Source organism: Pseudomonas sp. FSL R10-1350 (assembly GCF_009600525.1).
Classification (GTDB): Bacteria; Pseudomonadota; Gammaproteobacteria; order Pseudomonadales; family Pseudomonadaceae; genus Aquipseudomonas; species Aquipseudomonas helleri.
This window is the reverse complement of sequence record NZ_WIVR01000019.1, coordinates 50,555-73,225: the sequence shown is the minus strand read 5'-3', so window position 1 is coordinate 73,225 and position 22,671 is coordinate 50,555. Positions and strand designations below refer to the sequence as shown.

Here is a 22,671-nt window from a genome sequence, read left to right as displayed (position 1 = left end):
TGATGAAGCTGCTGATTCTCGATCGGGACGGTGTCATCAACCAGGACTCCGACGCTTACATCAAGTCTGTCGAGGAGTGGATCCCGCTCCCCGGCGCGATTGAGGCGATTGCGCAGTTGAGCAAAGCGGGCTGGACGGTTGCCGTGGCAACCAACCAGTCCGGCATTGCCCGCGGCTATTACGACCTCGCCACGCTGGACGCCATGCACGCACGCCTGCGCACGTTGGTGGCCGAGCAGGGTGGCGAGCTTGGGCTAGTGGTGTATTGCCCTCACGGGCCCGATGAAGGCTGCGCATGCCGCAAGCCAAAGCCGGGCATGTTGCACACAATCGCCGAGCATTACGGTGCAGATCTGTCCGAATGCTGGTTTGTGGGTGACAGTTTGGGTGACTTACAGGCTGCTGAGGCCGTCGATTCACAGCCTGTTTTGGTAAAAACCGGAAAAGGCCTACAAACTTTGACCAAAGTGTTTCCGGTTAATACCCTAATATTTGACGATCTGGCGGCAGTTGCCGCCGAACTTATCCACAAATAGGGCAGGTTTGAACACGCGCCGGCATTCTGTGCACAGGCCTGTTCAGTCATGCCTTATCCGCAACGGTAAAAGCCGCTATGTCGATACTGCAGGCCATCAGAACTTTCTTCTTTTACCTGCTGCTGGGCACCAGTTCTCTGCTGTGGTGTTCACTGAGTTTTTTTGTCGCACCCTTTTTGTCGTTTCCTGCGCGTTATCGCTTTATCAACGTGTACTGGTGCCGCTGCGCGTTATGGCTGACGCGGGTGTTTCTGGGCATCAACGTCAAGGTCACCGGGGCAGAACACATCCCTGAGCGCCCGTGCGTGATTCTGGCCAACCACCAAAGTACCTGGGAGACATTTTTTCTCTCGGCCTACTTTCAGCCGTTGAGCCAGGTGCTCAAGCGTGAACTGCTGTACGTGCCGTTTTTTGGCTGGGCGATGGCGATGCTGCGCCCGATTGCGATTGACCGGGACAACCCGAAAGCGGCGCTCAAAGACATCGCTAAAAAAGGTGATGAGCTGCTCAAGGACAACATTTGGGTGCTGATTTTTCCTGAGGGCACGCGTGTACCTTACGGTCAGGTCGGCAAGTTCTCCCGCGGCGGTACCGCGCTGGCGGTGAATGCCGAATTGCCGGTTCTGCCGATTGCCCACAACGCGGGTAAATTCTGGCCTAAAACCGGTTGGGCCAAGCGCCCTGGCACCATTGAAGTGGTCATTGGTGAGCCGATGTACGCCAACGGCAGCGGCCCACGGGCGATTGCCGAGCTCAATGAGCGGGTACAAACATGGAATGAAGACGCTCAGCGGGCCATGGGTTCCTTGCCACCGGTGGCGGTGCAAACCGAAACAGCGGTGAACTGAGCGAATTGTGGATAACGTGTGCACAAGTTTTGGATTTCTTTTGAAATACAGTCATAACTCGATGATTTATATGCTTATTTCTCGGTATGACTTTTGAACAGAAAACGTGCATAAGTTTTTCTAACGCACAAAAAAACCGACCTGTTGGTCGGTTTTTTTGTGCGTTTTATCCGCCCGGCGTTAAACCTTATCGATATTCACGTGCCGGGTTTCTTTGAGGAACAGCATCCCCACCACGAAGCTGACGCCGGTGATGACGATCGGGTACCACAGCCCGTAGAAGATATCCCCGGTGTACACCACCAGCGCAAACGACACGGTCGGCAGGAACCCGCCAAACCAGCCGTTACCGATGTGGTAGGGCAGGGACATCGAGGTGTAGCGGATCCGCGTCGGGAACAGCTCAACCATCACCGCCGCGAGCGGGCCGTAGGTCATGGTGGCGATGAGCGTCAGCACCACCATGATCAACACCACCATTGGCTGGTTAACAGTGCTTGGGTCGGCCTTGGCCGGGTAGCCCGCGGCGGCCACGCTTTCACGCAGGGCAGCTTCGTTAAAACCGATGATCTTTTGCTCACCCACGGTTACCAGTACGTCGGCACCGGTCGGGGCAGACTGCGAGACGTAAGGCAGGCCTTGTTTGACCAGGAAGGTTTTGACCTTGTCGCACGGGCTGTCAAAACGCGCTTTACCCACAGGGTCGAACTGGAAGGTGCAGGTGGCCGGGTCAGCCGTGACCACAATCGGTGACTGGCGGCTGGCGGTGTCGATCTGCGGGTTGGCGTAATGGCTCAGGGCTTTGAACAGCGGGAAGTACAGCAGCGTGGCCAGCAACAGGCCGAGCATCAAAATCGGCTTGCGCCCGACTTTATCCGACAGCCAACCAAAGAAGATGAAGAACGGCGCGCCGATGACCACGCTGATAATCAGCAGCATGTTGGCCTGGGCCGGGTCCATCTTGAGCATTTGCGTGAGGAAGAACAGCACGTAGAACTGCGCCGCATAGAAGGTCACCGCCTGGCCTGCGTTGATGCCGAACAGAGCGATGAGGACGATTTTCAGGTTTTCCCATTTGCCGAACGATTCACGGATCGGCGACTTGCTGGTTTTACCTTCGGCCTTCATTTTTGCGAAGGCAGGCGACTCATGCATGCTCATGCGGATCCAGGTCGAGATGCCCAGCAGCACGATGGACAGCAGGAACGGCAAGCGCCAGCCCCACACTTCAAACTGATCGCCGGTGAGATAGCGGCAGCTCAGCACCACCAGCAGCGACAGCAACAGGCCCAAGGTGGCGGTGGACTGAATCCAACTGGTGTTAAAACCACGCTTGCCGGGGGCGGCGTGTTCGGCCACATAGGTCGCCGCACCGCCATATTCCCCGCCCAGCGCCAGGCCCTGAAGCATGCGCAACAGCACCAGCATGATCGGCGCAGCAATGCCGATGCTGGTGTAGGTGGGTAGCAGGCCGACCGCAAAGGTCGACAGACCCATCAGAACGATGGTCATGAGGAAGGTGTATTTTCGCCCGATCATGTCGCCCAAGCGGCCAAACACCAAGGCCCCGAACGGTCTCACCAAGAAGCCGGCGGCGAAGGCCATCAAGGCAAAAATAAACGCGGTGGTGTCGTTAACCCCTGAAAAGAACTGCTTGCTCAGGACGGTCGCCAGCGCGCCATACAAGAAAAAGTCATACCACTCGAACACCGTCCCGAGGGATGACGCGAAGATGATCTTTCGTTCTTCACGGCCAGTCGTCCCCTTGGCGGGGGCTGCTGCCGATTGTGCAATTGAGTCCGACATATTCAATGTCCTCGGCCCTGTGGGCCACAGTGATTATTGTTGTTGTCCACTGTCGGTTTCGGATGACTGCGACCGAAACCACGATCGCTGTCAGGCGACCGGTACTGCTGCAGTACGGCTAATACCTGCGTCTATCTCCAGTGCGTTAGAGGGGGTTGCGAGAATCAATTGCGCGGCCTTTTCGCCAATCATCAGCGTAGGCGAACAGGTATTACCCGAGACGATGGTCGGCATGATGGACGCGTCCGCGACCCGTAAGCCGGAGATGCCATGCACCCGCAGTTCGGCATCGACCACGGCTTCGGCGTCTTGCCCCATGCGGCAGGTGCCGACCGGGTGAAAGATCGTCGTGCCGATTTTGGCGGCCGCTTCGTGCAGTTCCTGTTCGGTTTGCAGGGCGGCGCCGGGCAGGTATTCCTCGGGGCTGAACGTGTGCAGGGCAGAGCTTGCGACGATGCGCCGGGTGAGGCGGATCGCATCGGCGGCGACTTTCAGGTCGTCGGGATGGCTCAGGTAGTTGGGGTCGATCAAGGGCGCGTCGTCCGGGTTGGCCGAGCGGATATCGACCCGGCCACGGCTTTTAGGGCGCAGGTTGCACACCGACGCGGTAAACGCCGGGAAGGTGTGCAGCGGCTCACCAAAGCGCTCCAGCGACAGCGGCTGGACGTGGTACTGCAAGTTCGCTGAGGGTTGATCCGGATCGGACTTAACGAAGGCGCCCAACTGGCTCGGGGCCATGGCCAACGGACCACTGCGGTCGTAGGCATAACGCAGGCCCATGCCGACTTTGCCCCACAGGCTGTTGGCCACTTGGTTGAGGGTGCGGGCGTTGCTCAGTTTGAAAATCAGGCGCAGTTGCAGGTGATCTTGCAGGTTTCCGCCGACACCCGGCAGCTCGTGCTGCACGGTTATCCCCAGGCTCTCCAGCAATGGCCGCGGGCCGATGCCCGAGCGCTGCAAAATCCCCGGCGAGCCAATCGCACCCGCGCTCAAGATGATTTCGCGGCGTGCGCTAAAAGTGTGATCCGCGCCTTGCCAGCGGGCCTTCACCTGCGTGGCGCGGTGGTTCTCCAGCAGCACTTTATCGACCTGCACGCCGGTCAGCACGGTCAGGTTGGGACGCTTGAGCACGGGGCGGATAAACGCTTTGGAGGCATTCCAGCGCACACCGGCGCGCTGGTTCACTTGAAAGTATCCACAGCCCTGATTGTCGCCGCCGTTGAAGTCATTGACGCTGGCGATGCCGTTTTGCGCAGCCGCGTCGCGGAAGGCATCCAGAATCGTCCAGGAATAACGCTGCTGCTCAACCCGCCACTCGCCCTCGGCGCCGTGCAGCGCGGAGTTCCCGGCATAGTGTTTTTCACTGCGTTTGAACAGCGGCAGCACGTCTTGCCAGGCCCAGCCCTTATTGCCCATGGCTGCCCAGCGGTCGTAATCACCGGCCTGACCACGCATGTAGATCATGCCGTTGATCGAAGAGCTGCCGCCCAACACCTTACCGCGCGGGTAACTCAGGCTGCGGCCTTGCAAGCCGGGCTGGGCTTCGGTTTTAAAACACCAGTCAGTGCGCGGGTTACCAATGCAATAAAGGTAACCCACAGGGATATGGATCCACGGGTAGTTGTCTTGCCCACCCGCTTCGAGCAGCAACACGTTGTGCTTGGGATCGGCAGACAGCCGATTCGCCAACACCGACCCCGCTGGCCCGGCGCCCACCACAATGTAGTCGTAGATCTGATTGGCTGATGGCATGTCGCACCTCGCCTGATTATTTTTTGTTCTTGTCGTTCTCCATCCTATTGATTAATTTCGAGTTGAAAACGCGTGATTTCACCCATGGCTTGTGCGTTTTTGCACAGCTCAAATGACCGGGCACGAGGGACGACGATGTTCGACTGGAATGACATGCGGTATTTTCTGGAGCTACAGCGCAGCGGGCGCCTGCTCACGGCTGCCAAGCGCCTCAACACCACCCACAGCACCGTGGCGCGGCACATTGAGCACATCGAACAGCACCTGGGCACGGCGCTGTTTGTGCAGCATGCCCAAGGCTACCAACTGACCCCCGCTGGGCAGGCGCTGCTCAAACATGCCGAGGCCATGGAAAACGTCGCCCTGCTGGCCCAGGAAGAAATCACCCAGGCCATCACCCCATTGGGCAAAATCCGCCTGGGCGTGACCGAAGGCATCGGCATCATGTTCCTCACCTCACGCTTGCGCGGGCTGTTCGAACGCTACCCCGGGCTTGAAGTTGAACTGGTGGCGGTGCCGCGCTTTGTCAGCATCCTTAACCGCGAAGCGGAAATCAGCGTGCACCTCGACCGGCCCCACGCCGACCTGTTGATCACCCGCAAACTCACCGACTACCGCCTGGCGCTGTACGCCAGCCGCGACTACCTCGACAAAGCGCCAGCCCTGAACCACCGCGACGACCTGGCCAACCACTTCTGGATCGGCTACGTCGACGACCTGCTGTTCAGCGAAGAACTGCTGTTTATCAACCACTTCTGCCGCAACCCGACCGTGACCTTCCGCAGCACCAGCGTCATCGCCCAACAACAAGCCGCCCGCGCCGGGCTGGGCATCGCCGTACTGCCCAACTACATGGCCAGCCAAGACCCTGAATTGGTGCGCATACTGCCCGAAGAGTCAGTGCAACGCAGCTACTGGATCAGCACCCGGCGCGAATTGCACAAATCAGTGAGGCTGCGGGTGGTGTGGGATTTTTTGCTGGAGTTATGCAGGGAAGAGCAGGGGGTTTTGTTGGCGGATTAGGGGAGAGATAAATAGGTTGGGATGTTTAATTATTAGCTGGTTTTTCAGTGCTTGTTGAAACATCACTTGAGTGTAAAGCTCAGTCCAACCGCCTTACGAGGTGATGATATCTACTCGCTTCAAAATGGCTGAGTCCTTAGGGAATAAGTATTGAGGTGGGTGTCAGTTGCTACGGTAACGCGAAAGAGTGAGGAGACTTCATGATTAATGAGCAGCATCAGTCTTTTGAGGGGCTTAAGCAGTACTCAGAAGATAATGTTGAATACTGGTCTGCCCGTGACCTTGCTCCATTATTGGAATACCGTGATTGGCGCAATTTTGAAAATGTCATCAAAAAAGCGATGCATGCCTGTAAAGCCAGCCAACGCCATGTTGAAGACCATTTTGTTGAAGCCACCAAAATGGTCACGTTGGGCTCTGATTCCAAACGGAAACTGGATGATGTGCACCTCTCACGTTACGCCTGCTATCTGGTAGTACAGAACGGTGATCCAACAAAAACCGTCATTGCTGCTGGCCAGACTTACTTTGCCATCCAAACTCGCCGTCAAGAACTGGCCGATGACGCCACATTTCAAAAGCTTAAGGACGATCAAAAGCGCTTATTGCTGCGCAATGAATTACGGGAGCACAACAAACAGCTAGTCGAAACAGCCCAACAGGCTGGAGTGGAAACTGGACTTGATTTTGCCATCTTCCAGAATCATGGATACCAAGGTCTTTATGGAGGGCTAGACCAGAAAGCCATCCACGAAAATAAACCCCTGAAAAAGAGCCAGAAAATTCTGGACCACATGGGATCAACTGAACTGGCAGCCAATCTGTTCCGCGCTACACAGGCCGAAGAGAAACTGCGGCGTGATCGCGTTCAGGGAAAACTACAAGCTAACCAAGTTCATTTCGAGGTAGGTCGAAAGGTTCGGGAAACTATTGCCGATCTGGGAGGTACGATGCCTGAAGATCTCCCAGTTCCTGAGAACAGCATCAAACAAATCGAGTCAGCAGCCAAGAAATCGAATGATTAGCCCTCGAACAATAAAAAAAGGCCAACGCTAAAACGTTGGCCTTTTTTTATGTTGCGCGTTACACCATCAGAAGTCCAGGTTGGACACCGCCAGTGCGTTGCTCTCGATGAAGTCACGGCGGGGTTCTACCGCGTCGCCCATCAAGGTGTTGAAGATCTGATCGGCGCCGATCGCGTCTTCAATGGTGACTTTCAGCATGCGGCGCACGCTTGGGTCCATGGTGGTTTCCCAGAGTTGGTCCGGGTTCATTTCGCCCAGCCCTTTGTAGCGCTGGATGGTGTGACGCTTGGTGCTTTCGGCCATCAGCCAGTCCAGGGCTTCTTTGAACTCGGTGACTTGTTTGCGACGCTCGCCACGCTGGATGTAAGCACCGTCGTCGAGCAGGGTGCTCAATTGGGCGCCCAGGGTCACAACGGTTTTGTAGTCGTTGCTGCCGAAGAAGTCGCGGTTGAAGGTGATGAAGGTCGAGTGGCCGTGGGAGATCAGCTCGACTTCTGGCAACCAGACATTGCGCTCGCGGTCTTCACGCAGGCTGGCTTTGTACACCAGGCCAGACTTCTCAACCAGACGCAGACGCTCTTCGAACTTGGCCATCCAGGCTTGCATGGCAGCATGGTCGCCCAACTGCTCAAGGGTGACGGCCGGCAGGTAAATGAAGTGCTCGGTCAGTTCCTGTGGGTACAGGCGCGACAGACGCTTGAGGGTCTTCATAACCATGCGGAAGTCGTACACCAGACGCTCCAGCGCTTCACCGGAGATGCCTGGGGCGTCTTCGTTGAGGTGCAGGCTGGCGTCTTCAAGGGCCGACTGGGTCATGTATTCTTCCATGGCGTCGTCGTCTTTGATGTACTGCTCTTGCTTGCCCTTTTTCACTTTGTACAACGGCGGCTGGGCGATGTAGATGTAGCCACGCTCGATCAGCTCCGGCAACTGACGGAAGAAGAAGGTCAGCAGCAGGGTACGGATGTGCGAACCGTCGACGTCAGCATCGGTCATGATGATGATGTTGTGATAGCGCAGTTTGTCGATGTTGTACTCTTCACGACCAATGCCGCAGCCCAGTGCGGTGATCAAGGTGCCGACTTCTTGCGAAGAGATCATCTTGTCAAAACGGGCTTTCTCAACGTTGAGGATTTTACCCTTCAACGGCAGGATGGCTTGGGTGCGGCGGTTACGTCCCTGCTTGGCGGAGCCGCCAGCAGAGTCACCTTCCACGAGGTACAGTTCGGACAGCGCCGGGTCTTTTTCCTGGCAGTCGGCCAGTTTGCCGGGCAGGCCTGCGATGTCCAGCGCGCCTTTACGGCGGGTCATCTCACGGGCTTTACGCGCTGCTTCACGGGCACGGGCTGCGTCGATCATTTTGCCGACGATCAGCTTGGCTTCGTTCGGGTTTTCCAACAGGAAGTCGGAGAAGAACTTGCCCATTTCCTGTTCAACTGCGGTCTTCACTTCAGAAGACACCAGCTTGTCTTTAGTCTGGGAGCTGAACTTGGGGTCCGGAACCTTCACCGAGATAATCGCGGTCAGGCCTTCACGGGCGTCGTCACCGGTGGTGGCGACCTTGTGCTTCTTGGCCAGGCCTTCAGCTTCGATGTAGGTGTTGAGGTTACGCGTCAGGGCAGAGCGGAAGCCCACCAGGTGCGTACCGCCATCGCGCTGCGGAATGTTGTTGGTGAAGCACAACAGGTTCTCGTTGAAGCTGTCGTTCCACTGCAAGGCGACTTCTACACCAATGCCATCTTCGCGCTGAACATTGAAGTGGAAGACCTGGTTAACCGTGGTTTTGTTGGTGTTCAGGTAGTCAACAAACGCACGCAGACCGCCTTCGTACTTGAACAGCTCTTCTTTGCCGGAGCGCTCGTCCTTGAGGACGATACCCACGCCGGAGTTCAGGAAGGACAGTTCACGAATACGCTTGGCCAGGATGTCCCAGCTGAAGTGAATGTTCTTGAAGGTCTCGGCAGACGGTTTGAAGTGAATCTGAGTACCGGTGGTGTCGCTTTCGCCAACGATGGCCATCGGTGCCTGAGGCACGCCGTGGACGTAGGTCTGTTCCCAAATCTTGCCGCTGCGACGTACTGTCAGTACCAGCAATTCGGACAGGGCGTTTACTACCGACACACCTACACCGTGCAAGCCGCCGGATACTTTGTAGGAGTTGTCATCGAATTTACCGCCGGCGTGCAGCACGGTCATGATGACCTCGGCCGCCGATACGCCTTCTTCTTTGTGCACATCAACCGGGATGCCGCGGCCGTTATCGCGCACGGTAATGGACTCATCCGGGTGGATGGTAATGGTGATGTCGTCGCAATGGCCAGCCAGCGCTTCGTCGATGGAGTTGTCGACGACTTCGAACACCATGTGGTGCAGGCCGCTGCCATCATCAGTATCACCAATGTACATACCGGGACGTTTGCGTACGGCATCCAGGCCTTTCAGCACTTTAATGCTCGTTGAGTCGTACGTATTTTCTTCGCTCAATGCCTTCACTCCCGATGGTCGTGGGTCTGGGTGATACAGCCCTGTTCCACGTGGAACAGGGCAACTGGCGTTTCCGTCTGCCAGCCTTCCCTCATAAATTCGTGGTCTACACAGGTGATAAAAACCTGGCAGCGTAAGTCTTCCAACAAGCGACACAGTGCGTTGCGGTGCTGCTCATCCAGTTCGGACGGCAAGTCATCCACCAGATAAATACATTGGCCACGCCGGGCCTGGCTCACCAAATGCCCTTGGGCAATGCGCAATGCACAGACCACTAACTTCTGCTGACCACGTGACAGGATGTCTGCCGCGTTATTGGCACCTAGCTTGAGGCGCAAGTCAGCTCGTTGTGGTCCGGCCTGGGTATGCCCCATTTGCTGGTCCCGGTGGACAGACGCAGCGAGTACAGCACTCAGCTCTCGGTCTTTGTCCCAGCCACGGTAATAACTCAGCGTTAAGCCTTCGAGTTCAAGCAACTCACTTAAGGTCTGCTCAAAGACAGGTTTCAAGGCCTTGATGTAAGCGCGGCGGTATTCATCAATTTCAGCACTGGCCAGACACAGTTCCCGGTCCCAGGCCGCTTGTGAAACGGCGTCGAGTGTACCATGCCGCAGCCATGAGTTCCGCTGCCGCAGGGCCTTCTGTAGCCGCTGCCAGGTCGACATAAAGCGCGGCTCCACATGGAACACCCCCCAGTCGAGAAACTGCCTACGGATCTTTGGGGCGCCTTCCAGTAGACGGAAGCTGTCAGGGTTGATCAATTGCAGGGGCAGGATCTCGGCCAGCTGCGCGGCACTGCGCGCATTTTGACCGTCGATCCGAATCTGGAACTCCCCATTTCGGTCCCGCGAAATACCCAACGCACTGTGCCCGCCTTCGGCCAGTTCGACCTGGCCAAACACGGTGCAGCTTTGCAGTTCATGCTGAATGACCGGCGTTAGCCGGGTACTGCGAAACGAACGGGCAAGCCCCAGTAAATGGACTGCTTCCAGCACGCTGGTTTTTCCGCTGCCGTTGGCGCCATACAGGATATTGATGCGGGGGGAGGGGGAGAAGGTCACCGGGTGCAGGTTACGCACACCGGTGACAGAGACGCGACTAAGGGACATCTAGCGTGGGCTGTGCATAAGTTACAGGCGCATCGGCATAACAACGTAGGCCGAGTCGTCGTTGTCCGACTCTTGCACCAGGGCGCTGCTGTTGGAGTCCGACAGGATCAAACGCACTTGTTCAGTGGTCATCACGCCCAGCACGTCCAGCAGGTAGCTCACGTTGAAACCGATTTCGAGCGAGCCGCCGTTGTAATCAACGCCCACTTCTTCTTCCGCTTCTTCCTGCTCCGGGTTGTTGGCCTGGATCTTCAATTGGCCATTAGCCAGTTGCAGACGAATACCGCGGTACTTCTCGTTGGACAGAATGGCGGTACGGCTGAACGCTTCACGCAGGGCCTGACGGTCACCGATCACCACCTTGTCACCGCCTTTAGGCAGTACACGCTCGTAATCCGGGAACTTGCCATCTACCAGCTTAGAGGTGAAGGTGAACTCGCCGGTGGTCGCACGGATGTGGTGTGCGCCCAACACGATGCTGACTTCGCCGTCCGGTTCGGTCAGCAAACGAGCCATTTCGAGGATGCCTTTACGCGGCACGATCACTTGATGGCGGTCTGGCTGGCCAATGTCGGCTTTCATCGAGCACATGGCCAGACGGTGACCGTCGGTAGCCACTGCGCGAATGATGCCGGCCGAAACTTCCAGCAACATGCCGTTGAGGTAGTAACGAACGTCCTGCTGGGCCATGGCAAAGCTGGTGCGCTCGATCAGGCGGCGCAGCTTGCTTTGCTGCAGGCTGCAAGTCAGCGAGCCCGGGCCTTCTTCAACGGTCGGGAAGTCATTGGCAGGCAAGGTGGACAGGGTAAAACGGCTACGGCCCGCTTTAACCACCAGTTTTTGATCGTCGAGCTTGATGTCGATCAGGGCGTCGTTGGGCAAGCTTTTGCAGATGTCCATCAGCTTGCGCGCAGGCACGGTGATCTCGCCGGGTTCAGCCGGCTCTTCGAGCTGAACGCGACCGACCAGTTCGACCTCAAGGTCGGTACCGGTCAGCGACAATTGCTGGCCTTCGACAACCAACAGCACGTTGGACAATACCGGCAAGGTCTGGCGGCGTTCTACAACGCCCGCGACCAGTTGCAGGGGTTTCAACAAGGCTTCGCGTTGAATGGTGAAATGCATGGTCTAGTCCCTTGCCTTAATAAGCTGCGTTGGTGTCATCAGGTTGTCAGGGTTCGCAGCAGGTTCTTGTAGTCCTCGCGGATGTCCGCGTCGGATTCCTTGAGTTCGTTGATCTTGCGGCATGCGTGCAAGACCGTGGTGTGGTCGCGGCCACCAAACACATCGCCGATTTCCGGCAGGCTGTGGTTAGTCAGCTCTTTGGACAGTGCCATGGCCACTTGGCGAGGGCGGGCCACCGAGCGTGAACGACGCTTGGACAGCAAGTCCGAAATTTTGATCTTGTAGTACTCAGCCACAGTACGCTGAATGTTATCCACAGAGACCAGTTTGTCTTGCAGCGCCAGCAAGTCTTTGAGGGACTCGCGAATCAGCTCGATGGTGATGTCGCGGCCCATAAAGTGCGAGTGGGCAATAACCCGCTTGAGCGCGCCTTCGAGCTCACGCACGTTGGAACGAATGCGTTGGGCAATAAAGAAGGCGGCATCGTGAGGCAGGTCGACCTTGGCCTGGTCTGCCTTTTTCATCAAGATCGCGACGCGCGTTTCAAGCTCTGGTGGCTCAACGGCCACGGTCAAACCCCAGCCGAAGCGGGATTTGAGACGCTCTTCGAGCCCTTCGATCTCTTTAGGGTAGCGGTCGCTGGTCAGAATCACTTGCTGACCGCCTTCAAGCAAGGCGTTGAAGGTGTGGAAGAACTCTTCCTGAGAACGCTCTTTGCGTGCAAAGAATTGAATGTCATCGATGAGCAGGGCGTCGACCGAACGGTAGAAGCGCTTGAACTCATTGATAGCGTTGAGCTGCAGGGCCTTGACCATGTCGGCTACAAAACGCTCGGAATGCAGGTACACCACCTTGGCATTCGGGTTCTTCTTCAGCAGGTGGTTGCCCACCGCGTGCATCAAGTGCGTTTTACCCAGACCAACGCCGCCATAAAGGAAGAGCGGGTTGTAGCCATGCTTGGGGTTGTCGGCCACTTGCCACGCCGCCGCACGGGCCAGTTGGTTGGACTTGCCCTCGACGAAGTTTTCGAAGGTGAACGTGCGGTTCAGGTAGCTGGTGTGCTTGAGCGCGCCCTCAACCTGGACGGTGCGCTGTTCGGCACGGGCTGGCGCCTGTTGCGAACTGGCACCCGCCATCGGGTCGAAGCTGTCACGCGAAGGCTCTTCGCTCGCCTGGTCCGCCTGTTTAGGCGCTGGCGCCGGTGCGGGCGTGGCACTTGCCGGTGCGCTGGGTGCTGGCGCAGGCGCGGATTGCTGTTGCGAAGCCGCTGCGGCCAATGGCGCATTCGGCGCAGCACGAGGTGCCGAGCTGCGTTTGCTGCCTATTAATAAGGACAGCGCAGGCGCCATGCCATTGCTGTGCTCGTTCAGCAGTTCAAGCAAACGGCTCAGGTACTTCTCGTTAACCCAGTCGAGCACAAAACGATTAGGCGCATACACGCGCAACTCGTCGCCTTCGGCTTCGACCTGTAGTGGACGGATCCAGGTGTTGAATTGCTGGGCAGGCAGCTCATCGCGCAAAAGCTCTACGCACTGCTGCCAAAGTTCCACTGACACGGATATCCCCTAAGTTGAAAGCCGGTGAGGCAAAAACAGGCGCCATTGTAGCGACCACTCGCCCACTTATCCACATGTAGGTTGCCTGCCTATAAGGAGAACGAGGTCTTTTTACTGTTAACAAAGCGACCAATGGTATGTGCATAAGGTCTGTGGATAAGCGGGTCTAAGCTCGTTGCACAAGTGGGGGGGAAACGCTGTGCATAACTGGCCTGTGGATAAAGAGGCCTTTCGTACACAGCTTATCCGAGGTCGCAGCACAGGCAGAGCACGGCTTCTCGACAGTGTTGTCATTCTCTGTAGGCCATGATTTTTAAGGGCTGCATCGAGTTATCCACAGATAAGTGGCTCACTAAAGTTAATAAGTTCTTTAAAAAAGCTTTAAATACGCTGTCTTTTTATTTTTATGACTGGCGGAACAAATGCGTGTGCACAACCGCTGGTATCTATTTAGCCGTCAACGTTGGTTGGAAATTGACCTATGGGCCTGCATTCACTAGAATCGCCGGTCTCTTAAAACGGGGGCCATTCCGGCCCGTTGTGGACGAACCAGGTAGCACGACATGAAACGTACTTTCCAACCAAGCACTATCAAACGCGCCCGCACTCACGGTTTCCGTGCTCGCATGGCTACTAAAAACGGCCGTGCAGTCCTGTCGCGTCGCCGCGCCAAAGGCCGTGCGCGTCTGGCAGTTTGATAATCAGACAATGGTGGTGAGTCAGGACTTCAGTCGGGAAAAGCGGTTACTCACTCCCCGACACTTCAAGGCAGTCTTTGACTCCCCCACCGGCAAGGTTCCGGGGAAAAATCTCCTGCTCCTTGCGCGCAGCAACGATCTTGATCACCCCCGTTTGGGGTTAGTGATCGGGAAAAAGAGCGTAAAGCTCTCCGTTCAGCGCAATCGCCTTAAGCGTTTGATGCGTGAATCGTTTCGTCTCCACCAGGATCTACTGGTTGGTTGGGATATCGTTATCGTCGCGCGCAAAGGTTTGGGTGACGTAGAGAACCCCGAATTGATTCAGCATTTCGGCAAACTGTGGAAACGTCTGGCCCGTAACACGCCAGCTCCATCTGTTAAAACCGAAACTGTAGGGGTAGGCAGTCCTGATGCGTAAACTGGCGCTCGTTCCGATCCAGTTTTACCGTTATGCCATTAGTCCTTTGATGGCAAATCACTGCCGTTTCTACCCCAGTTGTTCCTGCTACGCGTTGGAAGCCATCGAAACTCATGGCGTTCTTCGCGGCGGCTGGCTGACCTTTCGTCGTTTAGGTCGCTGTCACCCGTGGAATCCCGGTGGTTACGACCCGGTTCCACCTATCCCTACCTCCCGTTCTTCTTGATGGCCGAGTAATCATGGATATTAAACGCACGATCCTGATCGTCGCTCTCGCAGTCGTGTCCTACGTTATGGTTCTGAAATGGAACCAGGATTACGGCCAAGCTGCCCTGCCGACTCAGAATGTTGCCGCCAGCAGTAATACCGCGCAGGGTTTGCCTGACTCGGTGCCAGGTAACAGCGCTTCGAACAGTGCCGATGTACCCAGTGCCAATGCCGATACCAGCACACCGACAGAAACTCCGGTGGCTGCAAGCAAAGACCTGATTCACGTCAAAACCGACGTACTGGATATTGCAATTGATCCACAGGGTGGTGACGTTGCCCAACTGCGTCTGCCGCTTTATCCACGTCGCCAGGACCACCCGGATGTGCCTTTCCAGCTGTTCGATAACGGCGGCGAGCGTACTTATCTGGCACAAAGTGGCCTGACTGGTGTTGACGGTCCGGATGCACGTGCCGCCGGTCGTCCGGTTTTCAGTGTGGATAAAAAGACCTATGAACTGGCTCCTGGCCAGGATCAATTGGTTGTTGACCTGAAATTCAGCGAAGACGGCGTTAACTACATCAAGCGTTTCACGTTCAAACGTGGCCTGTACGATGTTCAAGTCAGCTATTTGATTGATAACGAGAGCGGCAAGCCGTGGACCGGCAACCTTTTCGCACAATTGAAACGCGACGCCAGCTCTGATCCTTCTTCCAGCACCGCCACCGGTACTGCCACTTACCTGGGCGCTGCCCTGTGGACAAGTGCAGAGCCGTACAAAAAAGTGTCGATGAAAGATATCGACAAGGGTTCGCTGAAAGAAACCGTTCAAGGTGGCTGGGTTGCATGGCTGCAGCACTACTTTGTAACCGCGTGGATCCCGCAGAAAGGCGATAACAACGTCGTTCAGACCCGCAAAGACAATCAAGGCAACTACATCATCGGTTTCACTGGCCCTACCTTGACGGTTGAGCCGGGCAAAACAGGTGAAACCAGCGCTACCTTGTACGCAGGTCCAAAGAGCCAGGGTGTACTCAAAGAGTTGTCCCCAGGCCTGGAGCTGACTGTCGACTACGGCATTCTGTGGTTCATTGCCCAGCCAATCTTCTGGTTGCTGCAACATATCCACAGCCTGGTGGGTAACTGGGGCTGGTCGATTATCTTCCTGACCATGCTGATCAAAGGGATCTTCTTCCCGCTGTCGGCCGCCAGCTACAAATCGATGGCTCGCATGCGCGCTGTGGCACCAAAACTGGCCGCTCTGAAAGAGCAGTTCGGTGATGATCGCCAGAAAATGTCGCAAGCGATGATGGAGCTGTACAAGAAAGAGAAGATCAATCCACTGGGCGGCTGCTTGCCGATCCTGGTGCAGATGCCGGTGTTCCTGTCCTTGTACTGGGTACTTCTGGAAAGTGTTGAAATGCGTCAAGCGCCTTTCATGCTCTGGATTACCGACTTGTCGATTAAAGACCCGTTCTTCATTCTGCCGATCATCATGGGCGCAACCATGTTCATCCAGCAGCGTCTGAACCCGACACCTCCGGATCCGATGCAGGCCAAGGTGATGAAGCTGATGCCAATCATCTTCACCTTCTTCTTCCTGTGGTTCCCGGCTGGTCTGGTGCTGTACTGGGTTGTGAACAACTGCCTGTCCATCGCTCAACAGTGGTACATCACACGTAAGATCGAAGCCGCTACCAAAAAAGCAGCTGCTTAACTTACTCTGTTGATCACCACTCAAAACGCCCCCTAGTGGGGCGTTTTGCTATCTGTCACTTTTGTTTTTGAGGCCTGTTTTTATGAGTGTTCCGGCACAAACCATTGCTGCTGTGGCAACCGCCCAAGGCCGAGGTGGTGTGGGGATCGTGCGTGTTTCCGGGCCACTCGCCCGTGCGGCGGCGCAAGCGTTCACTGAGCGCGAACTGAAACCGCGCTACGCCCATTACGGACCGTTTTATGGTGAAAACGGTGAAGTCCTGGATGAAGGCATTGCGCTGTATTTCCCGGGCCCGAACTCGTTCACCGGCGAAGATGTGCTGGAGTTGCAAGGTCACGGCGGGCCGATCGTGCTCGACATGCTGCTGCAACGCTGCATCGAGCTGGGTTGCCGTCTGGCACGACCAGGCGAATTCAGTGAGCGCGCGTTTTTAAACGACAAGCTCGATCTGGCACAGGCCGAGGCCATTGCCGACCTCATTGAAGCAAGTTCTGCACAGGCTGCGCGCAACGCATTACGGTCTTTGCAGGGGGCTTTCTCACACCGTGTGCATAACTTGACTGAGCAGCTCATCAGTTTGCGCATCTACGTCGAGGCAGCGATTGACTTCCCGGAGGAAGAAATCGACTTTCTGGCCGATGGCCACGTATTGCGCATGCTCGATAAAGTCCGCGAAGAGTTATCCACCGTTAAGCGCGAAGCCGGCCAGGGCGCCTTGCTGCGCGATGGCATGACGGTGGTGATTGCCGGTCGACCCAATGCGGGCAAGTCCAGTTTGCTCAACGCGCTGGCCGGCCGTGAAGCGGCCATTGTGACGGAGATCGCCGGTACGACCCGCGACGTGCTGCGTGAACATATCCACATCGACGGCATGCCCCTGCATGTGGTGGATACAGCAGGACTACGGGATACCGAAGATCAGGTCGAGAAAATCGGCGTGCAGCGAGCCCTCAAAGCCATTGGTGAGGCGGATCGCGTGTTGCTGGTGGTGGATGCGACGGCACCGGAAGCGGATGACCCCTTCGCGTTATGGCCCGAGTTTTTGGAGCAGCGCCCGGACCCGGCCAAAGTCACCTTGATTCGTAACAAGGCGGACCTAAGCGGTGAAGCGGTGAGCCTTGAAGTGAGCGCCGATGGCCATGTCACGATCAGCCTCAGCGCCCGATCGACGGACGGTCTGGATTTGCTGCGTGAGCACCTCAAGGCCTGCATGGGCTACGAGCAAACCTCTGAAAGCAGCTTCAGCGCACGTCGTCGTCACCTGGAGGCGTTGCAGCACGCCAGCGATGCCCTTGAGCATGGCCGGGCACAGCTGACGCTGGCGGGCGCCGGTGAGTTGCTGGCCGAAGATTTGCGCATGGCGCAGCAATCGCTGGGCGAGATTACCGGGGCATTCAGCTCGGATGATCTGCTGGGGCGGATCTTCTCCAGCTTCTGTATTGGGAAATAATTTAGCTCTGTAGCCGCTGAGGAGCGTAGCGAGGCTGCGAAAAGGACCGAAGGGCCTTTAGATTGCCGGGGCTGCTTCGCAACCCATCGCAGCCTCGTACCTCGTCAGCGGCTACACAGATCAATCATTTTGCTACAGTTAGTCGCATTCCCTCCGAGGTATTAGTCCAATGCGCCATTGATGCCGCCGCGAATAGTGCGGCCAGTTCTTGATTCCCCTGCAACAGGGGGTAGATCTGTGCATCTCTGGAGTGCGTATGACCCACGCGACCTGTGTAACGCTGGAAGGCGTTTCTTATCAGCTGCCCGATGGCAGCCCGCTGTTTTCTGATCTCAACCTGCATCTCGATCAACGCCACACCGGCCTGGTGGGGCGTAATGGTGTGGGTAAAAGTGTATTGGCCCGTCTGATTGCCGGGGATATTGCTCCTACCACTGGGCGCTGCCTGCGCACCGCAAAGGTGTATTACCTGGCGCAGCACATCACCCATGCCCCCGGGCAGACGGTCGCTGATCTGGCCGGTGTGCAACTCATCATCAACGCGCTGGAACGCATCGAGCAGGGCAGTACCGCACCAGCCGACTTTGACGCGGTGGGCGAGCAGTGGAACATTCGCCAGCAGTTACTCGACCAACTGGCCCACAACAACCTCGGGCACCTCACGCCTTTAACCCCGACCTCGCAGCTCAGTGGCGGCGAAGCCATGCGTGCCGCGCTGATGGGGGCGTTTATGTCAGAAGCCGAGCTGCTGATTCTGGATGAGCCGACCAATCATCTGGACCGTGAGCAACGTTGGGCACTGCAGGCGCAACTCAGCCATTGGCCCAAGGCGTTGCTGGTGATCAGCCATGACCGCGAGTTGCTGGAGACGATGACGCGCATCCTCGAACTCTCAGCCCTGGGGCTGGCCAGCTACGGCGGGGGTTATTCGTTTTATGCACAGGCCAAAGCCCAGCAGCAATCGGCCGCCGAACAGCAACTGGCCCACGCCAAACTGGAACGAAACAGACAAGAACAACGGTTGCGCGAGCAGGCTGAACAGCTTGAACGCAGGCAGGCGCGGGGTAACAAGTCTGCCAGCACCCGTAATCAGGCGAAGATTTTGCTGGGCCGCCAAAAGGAGCGCAGCCAAAACAGCAGCGGCAAATTCCAGCAACATCAGCAAACCGCGCGCGAGGCGTTGTCGGTGCGCGTCAGTCAAACTGCCAGCCAGGTTGAAAAGCAGCAGGCCGTGTTTGTCTATGCCCCCAAAACAAGCCAGCACAGCGCTGCCCACATCGCCGAGCTGGTCGATGCACGCTTGCCGTATGGCTTCGAACCGTTGCGCACACTCAGCCTTACGCTCAGTCGGGGCCAGCGGGTGGCCTTGCTTGGCCCCAATGGCTGCGGTAAATCAACGGTACTTAAGGTGTTGGCTGGCCAAGTGCAGACTCTGGCTGGGCAGGCGGATGTCCATGTGAAAACAGCTTATCTTGATCAACACCTGGCGTTGCTTAACCTTGAATGTTCGGTGCTGGAGCAATTGCAGGCACTCAATCGGCAACTCACAGAGAGTGAATTGCGTACCCGGCTGGCGCAATTAGGGCTCGGCGCCGAGCAGGTGAATCGCCCTTGTGGACAACTCAGTGGGGGTGAACGGCTGAAGGCGGCAATGGCCTGTGTGTTCTATGCCGAGCAACCTGCGCAGCTGTTGTTGCTCGATGAGCCCGCCAATCACCTCGATCTGGTGTCCTTGCTGGCGCTGGAAAGCATGCTCAATCAGTACACCGGCACGTTGGTTGTGACCTCACACGACCAAAGGTTTCTCGACGCTATTGGAATAACCCACAGGCTCATCGCGAGTGCCAACGGCTGGTTGAGCACCCCTGTTTGAATAGCCGATAAGCCGCCGTTCATCACCTTTATCCCTGTTGAATCTGCTGGCCGCTGGATGACGTGTTCATCCAGACGGCTTTCGGCCGCCTTTTTGTTGGCCTTGAAGGGGGAATTTCGTCGGATAAGCTCTGTGTATAACTGGCCCTTAGCTCAGTGGGTAAGTGGGCTCGAAAACTGAAGATAAACCCCCCTGTGGATAACGTTATCATTTACCCACAGGCTTAACGCACTTATTCACGCCCCTCATGGCCACATGACCACAGACTTTTGAATCTCTGTACAGTACGTAAAATAAGGCTATTAGCTATCTATCCACAGAAAGGTGCCGCTATAGAAATAAACATAAAAACAAAGCTTTAATAAATTTCTTCTTTATTTATTTTTCTATCTTGCCTTATCCACAAGCTGGTTAAATTTTGTGCAAAGGGTTCTTTAAGGAAGGCGAAGTCCCTATACTTCGCGGTCTATCCAAAAAACCCCTAGTAACAGGCACGAGGTGCGTGGTGAATTTCCCTTCCCGTTTTGCAGTGATCGTCATCGGTGGCGGTCACGCCGGAACCGAGGCTGCACTTGCTTCAGCACGCATGGGTGTAAAAACCCTGCTGTTGACCCACAACGTGGAAACCCTCGGGCATATGAGCTGCAACCCTGCGATCGGCGGGATTGGTAAAAGCCATCTGGTTAAAGAAATCGATGCCCTCGGCGGCGCGATGGCGACCGCAACGGATAAAAGCGGTATCCAGTTCCGCGTACTCAATGGCCGTAAAGGCCCGGCCGTGCGGGCAACCCGCGCACAGGCCGACCGCGCTATTTACAAGTCGGTGGTACGCGAAATTCTGGAAAACCAACCGAACCTGTGGATATTTCAACAAGCGGCGGATGACCTGATTGTTGAAAACGATCAAGTACGCGGTGTTGTGACCCAGATGGGCCTGCGTTTTCTGGCCGACTCGGTGGTTTTGACCACCGGTACGTTCCTGGGTGGACTTATCCACATCGGTTTGCAGAATTACTCGGGCGGACGCGCCGGTGATCCACCTTCGATTGCCCTGGCACACCGTCTGCGTGAACTGCCTTTGCGTGTCGGTCGCCTGAAAACCGGCACCCCGCCACGCATTGATGGCCGTTCGGTTGATTTCTCGGTGATGACGGAACAACCGGGTGATACGCCGATCCCGGTCATGTCGTTCATGGGCAACAAAGAACAGCACCCGACTCAAGTCAGCTGCTGGATCACCCATACCAATGCGCGCACCCACGAAATCATTGCGTCCAACCTTGATCGTTCGCCGATGTACTCAGGTGTGATTGAAGGGATTGGCCCGCGTTACTGCCCGTCGATTGAAGACAAGATTCATCGTTTTGCTGACAAGGAAAGCCATCAGGTGTTTATCGAACCGGAAGGTTTGAACACCCATGAGCTGTATCCGAACGGCATTTCGACCTCGTTGCCTTTTGATGTTCAGTTGCAACTCGTGCAGTCGATCCGCGGTATGGAAAATGCCCACATCGTGCGACCTGGCTATGCCATCGAATACGATTATTTCGACCCGCGCGACCTGAAATACAGCCTCGAAACCAAGGTGATCGGCGGTTTGTTCTTTGCCGGGCAAATCAACGGCACCACCGGTTACGAAGAAGCGGGGGCACAAGGTTTGCTCGCCGGAACCAACGCAGCCTTGCTCGCACAGGGCAAAGAGACCTGGTGCCCGCGTCGCGATGAAGCCTACATCGGTGTATTGGTTGATGACCTGATTACCCTGGGGACTCAAGAACCGTACCGAATGTTTACTTCCCGCGCCGAATACCGCCTCATCCTGCGTGAAGACAACGCCGATATGCGCCTGACCGAAAAAGGTCGCGAGCTCGGTTTGGTCGATGACGCCCGTTGGGCGGCGTTCTGCACCAAGCGCGAAAGCATTGCCCTGGAAGAACAACGCCTGAAAAGCACCTGGGTACGCCCGGGGACTGAGCAAGGTGAAGCGATTGCGGCCAAATTTGGCACACCGTTGACCCATGAATACAATTTGCTCAGTTTGCTGACACGTCCGGAAATCGATTACGCCGGTCTGGTCGAAGTGACCGGTGAAGGGGCTAGCGACCCGCTGGTCGCTGAACAGGTTGAGATCAAAACCAAATACGCGGGCTACATCGACCGTCAACAGGACGAGATTGCGCGTCTTCGCGCCAGTGAAAATATCAAACTGCCTGTGGATATCGATTACACGACCATTTCCGGGTTGTCCAAAGAGATCCAGAGCAAGCTCGGTGCAACACGCCCCGAGACGCTGGGCCAGGCATCGCGGATACCCGGTGTGACGCCGGCGGCGATTTCCCTGTTGATGATTCACCTGAAAAAACGCGGCGCTGGCCGCAAGTTGGAGCAAAACGCTTGAGTTCGCTGGTTAACGCACAACACGCTGAAGAGTTATCAACAGGTGCACGCCAACTGGGCGTCGCTTTGACCCAAACCCAGCACGAGCTGCTGCTGGGCTATTTGGCCCTGTTGATAAAATGGAACAAGGCCTACAACCTCACGGCTGTGCGTAACCCCGACGAGATGGTTTCGCGTCATTTGCTCGACAGCCTGAGCGTGATGCCGTTTATCGAAAACGGCCGTTGGCTGGACGTGGGCAGCGGCGGCGGCATGCCGGGTATCCCATTGGCGATCCTGTTTCCTGAGTCGCAAGTAACCTGCCTGGACAGCAACGGCAAGAAAACCCGCTTTCTGACCCAGGTCAAACTGGAGCTCAAGCTGGACAACCTGCAAGTTATCCACAGCCGTGTTGAAGAGTTCAAGCCTGAGCAGGCGTTCAATGGAATTGTTTCCAGGGCTTTCAGCAGCATGGAGAACTTCACCAACTGGACGCGGCACCTGGGCAACAGCGAAACACGCTGGTTGGCAATGAAGGGCGTTCATCCGGCCGATGAGCTGGTAGCATTGCCGTCTGATTTTCGTCTAGATAGCGAACACGCCTTGACCGTACCGGGTTGCCAAGGCCAACGCCATCTGCTGATACTGCGCCGAACGGCATGATTGG

At 56.5% G+C, this 22,671-nt stretch carries 18 protein-coding genes; 12 read left to right on the top strand and 6 right to left on the bottom strand.

The annotated features are described in order from the left end of the window. Nucleotides 1–2 precede the first annotated feature (2 nt). Together gmhB and GHO25_RS11375 are read left to right on the top strand one after the other, a co-directional pair. Complete coding sequence (gene gmhB, locus GHO25_RS11380; protein ID WP_153390809.1) at nt 3–536, top strand: D-glycero-beta-D-manno-heptose 1,7-bisphosphate 7-phosphatase; 534 nt, start codon at nt 3–5, stop codon at nt 534–536. Nucleotides 537–613: 77 nt separating this feature from the next. After that, on the top strand, nt 614–1,384 hold the full coding sequence (locus GHO25_RS11375; RefSeq protein ID WP_048373927.1) for a 1-acyl-sn-glycerol-3-phosphate acyltransferase: 771 nt from the start codon (nt 614–616) through the stop codon (nt 1,382–1,384). Nucleotides 1,385–1,564: 180 nt separating this feature from the next. On the opposite strand, the gene GHO25_RS11370 is transcribed toward GHO25_RS11375, so the two are convergent. Continuing rightward, nucleotides 1,565–3,190, bottom strand: a complete 1,626-nt coding sequence (locus GHO25_RS11370; protein ID WP_048373597.1) for an MFS transporter — start codon at nt 3,188–3,190, stop codon at nt 1,565–1,567. 90 nt (nt 3,191–3,280) lie between these two features. Continuing rightward, the gene (locus GHO25_RS11365; protein WP_153390808.1) at nt 3,281–4,942 is read right to left on the bottom strand and encodes a GMC family oxidoreductase; all 1,662 of its coding nucleotides are present in this window, start codon (nt 4,940–4,942) and stop codon (nt 3,281–3,283) included. 135 nt (nt 4,943–5,077) lie between these two features. On the opposite strand from GHO25_RS11365, the gene GHO25_RS11360 reads away from it, so the two are divergent. Together GHO25_RS11360 and dinD are read left to right on the top strand one after the other, a co-directional pair. Continuing rightward, a complete protein-coding gene (locus tag GHO25_RS11360) occupies nt 5,078–5,965 on the top strand; it encodes a LysR family transcriptional regulator (RefSeq protein ID WP_153390807.1) in 888 nt (295 codons plus the stop codon). 200 nt (nt 5,966–6,165) lie between these two features. Then, nucleotides 6,166–6,990, top strand: a complete 825-nt coding sequence (gene dinD, locus GHO25_RS11355) for a DNA damage-inducible protein D (protein WP_153390806.1) — start codon at nt 6,166–6,168, stop codon at nt 6,988–6,990. Nucleotides 6,991–7,056: 66 nt separating this feature from the next. Here the strand turns inward: dinD and gyrB are convergent, their stop codons facing one another. Genes gyrB through dnaA form a run of 4 tightly spaced genes read right to left on the bottom strand, consistent with a single transcriptional unit; the run spans nt 7,057 to nt 13,264 of the window. Further along, nucleotides 7,057–9,474: a DNA topoisomerase (ATP-hydrolyzing) subunit B gene (gyrB, locus tag GHO25_RS11350; RefSeq protein WP_048373585.1), complete on the bottom strand. Its 2,418-nt coding sequence runs from the start codon at nt 9,472–9,474 to the stop codon at nt 7,057–7,059. A gap of 5 nt (nt 9,475–9,479) precedes the next feature. After that, the gene (gene recF, locus GHO25_RS11345) at nt 9,480–10,583 is read right to left on the bottom strand and encodes a DNA replication/repair protein RecF (RefSeq protein ID WP_048373583.1); all 1,104 of its coding nucleotides are present in this window, start codon (nt 10,581–10,583) and stop codon (nt 9,480–9,482) included. Nucleotides 10,584–10,604: 21 nt separating this feature from the next. Beyond that, entirely contained in the window at nt 10,605–11,708 is a 1,104-nt protein-coding gene (dnaN, locus tag GHO25_RS11340; RefSeq protein ID WP_048373581.1) for a DNA polymerase III subunit beta, read from the bottom strand. Between the two features lie 38 nt (nt 11,709–11,746). After that, nucleotides 11,747–13,264, bottom strand: a complete 1,518-nt coding sequence (gene dnaA / locus GHO25_RS11335) for a chromosomal replication initiator protein DnaA (RefSeq protein ID WP_178110064.1) — start codon at nt 13,262–13,264, stop codon at nt 11,747–11,749. Between the two features lie 563 nt (nt 13,265–13,827). Between dnaA and rpmH the strand changes: the two genes are divergently transcribed. The 8 genes from rpmH to rsmG all read left to right on the top strand — a co-directional run bounded on the left by rpmH (nt 13,828) and on the right by rsmG (nt 22,667). Further along, entirely contained in the window at nt 13,828–13,962 is a 135-nt protein-coding gene (rpmH, locus tag GHO25_RS11330; RefSeq protein ID WP_003213577.1) for a 50S ribosomal protein L34, read from the top strand. A 16-nt stretch (nt 13,963–13,978) separates the two neighbouring features. Then, nucleotides 13,979–14,380: a ribonuclease P protein component gene (gene rnpA, locus GHO25_RS11325; protein WP_206540848.1), complete on the top strand. Its 402-nt coding sequence runs from the start codon at nt 13,979–13,981 to the stop codon at nt 14,378–14,380. Beyond that, nucleotides 14,373–14,606 (top strand): membrane protein insertion efficiency factor YidD, encoded by a 234-nt coding sequence (yidD, locus tag GHO25_RS11320; protein WP_082148803.1) that lies wholly within the window; start codon nt 14,373–14,375, stop codon nt 14,604–14,606. Before rnpA ends, yidD begins: the two co-directional genes overlap by 8 nt. A gap of 13 nt (nt 14,607–14,619) precedes the next feature. Continuing rightward, on the top strand, nt 14,620–16,305 hold the full coding sequence (gene yidC / locus GHO25_RS11315) for a membrane protein insertase YidC (protein ID WP_153390805.1): 1,686 nt from the start codon (nt 14,620–14,622) through the stop codon (nt 16,303–16,305). A gap of 82 nt (nt 16,306–16,387) precedes the next feature. Further along, nucleotides 16,388–17,755, top strand: coding sequence for a tRNA uridine-5-carboxymethylaminomethyl(34) synthesis GTPase MnmE (gene mnmE, locus GHO25_RS11310; protein WP_048388197.1), 1,368 nt, complete (start codon nt 16,388–16,390; stop codon nt 17,753–17,755). 256 nt (nt 17,756–18,011) lie between these two features. Further along, nucleotides 18,012–19,628: an ABC-F family ATP-binding cassette domain-containing protein gene (locus GHO25_RS11305; RefSeq protein WP_153390804.1), complete on the top strand. Its 1,617-nt coding sequence runs from the start codon at nt 18,012–18,014 to the stop codon at nt 19,626–19,628. A 505-nt stretch (nt 19,629–20,133) separates the two neighbouring features. Then, on the top strand, nt 20,134–22,026 hold the full coding sequence (mnmG, locus tag GHO25_RS11300; RefSeq protein ID WP_178110063.1) for a tRNA uridine-5-carboxymethylaminomethyl(34) synthesis enzyme MnmG: 1,893 nt from the start codon (nt 20,134–20,136) through the stop codon (nt 22,024–22,026). Then, nucleotides 22,023–22,667, top strand: a complete 645-nt coding sequence (gene rsmG, locus GHO25_RS11295) for a 16S rRNA (guanine(527)-N(7))-methyltransferase RsmG (RefSeq protein ID WP_153390803.1) — start codon at nt 22,023–22,025, stop codon at nt 22,665–22,667. Before mnmG ends, rsmG begins: the two co-directional genes overlap by 4 nt. The last annotated feature ends 4 nt before the right edge of the window (nt 22,668–22,671 follow it).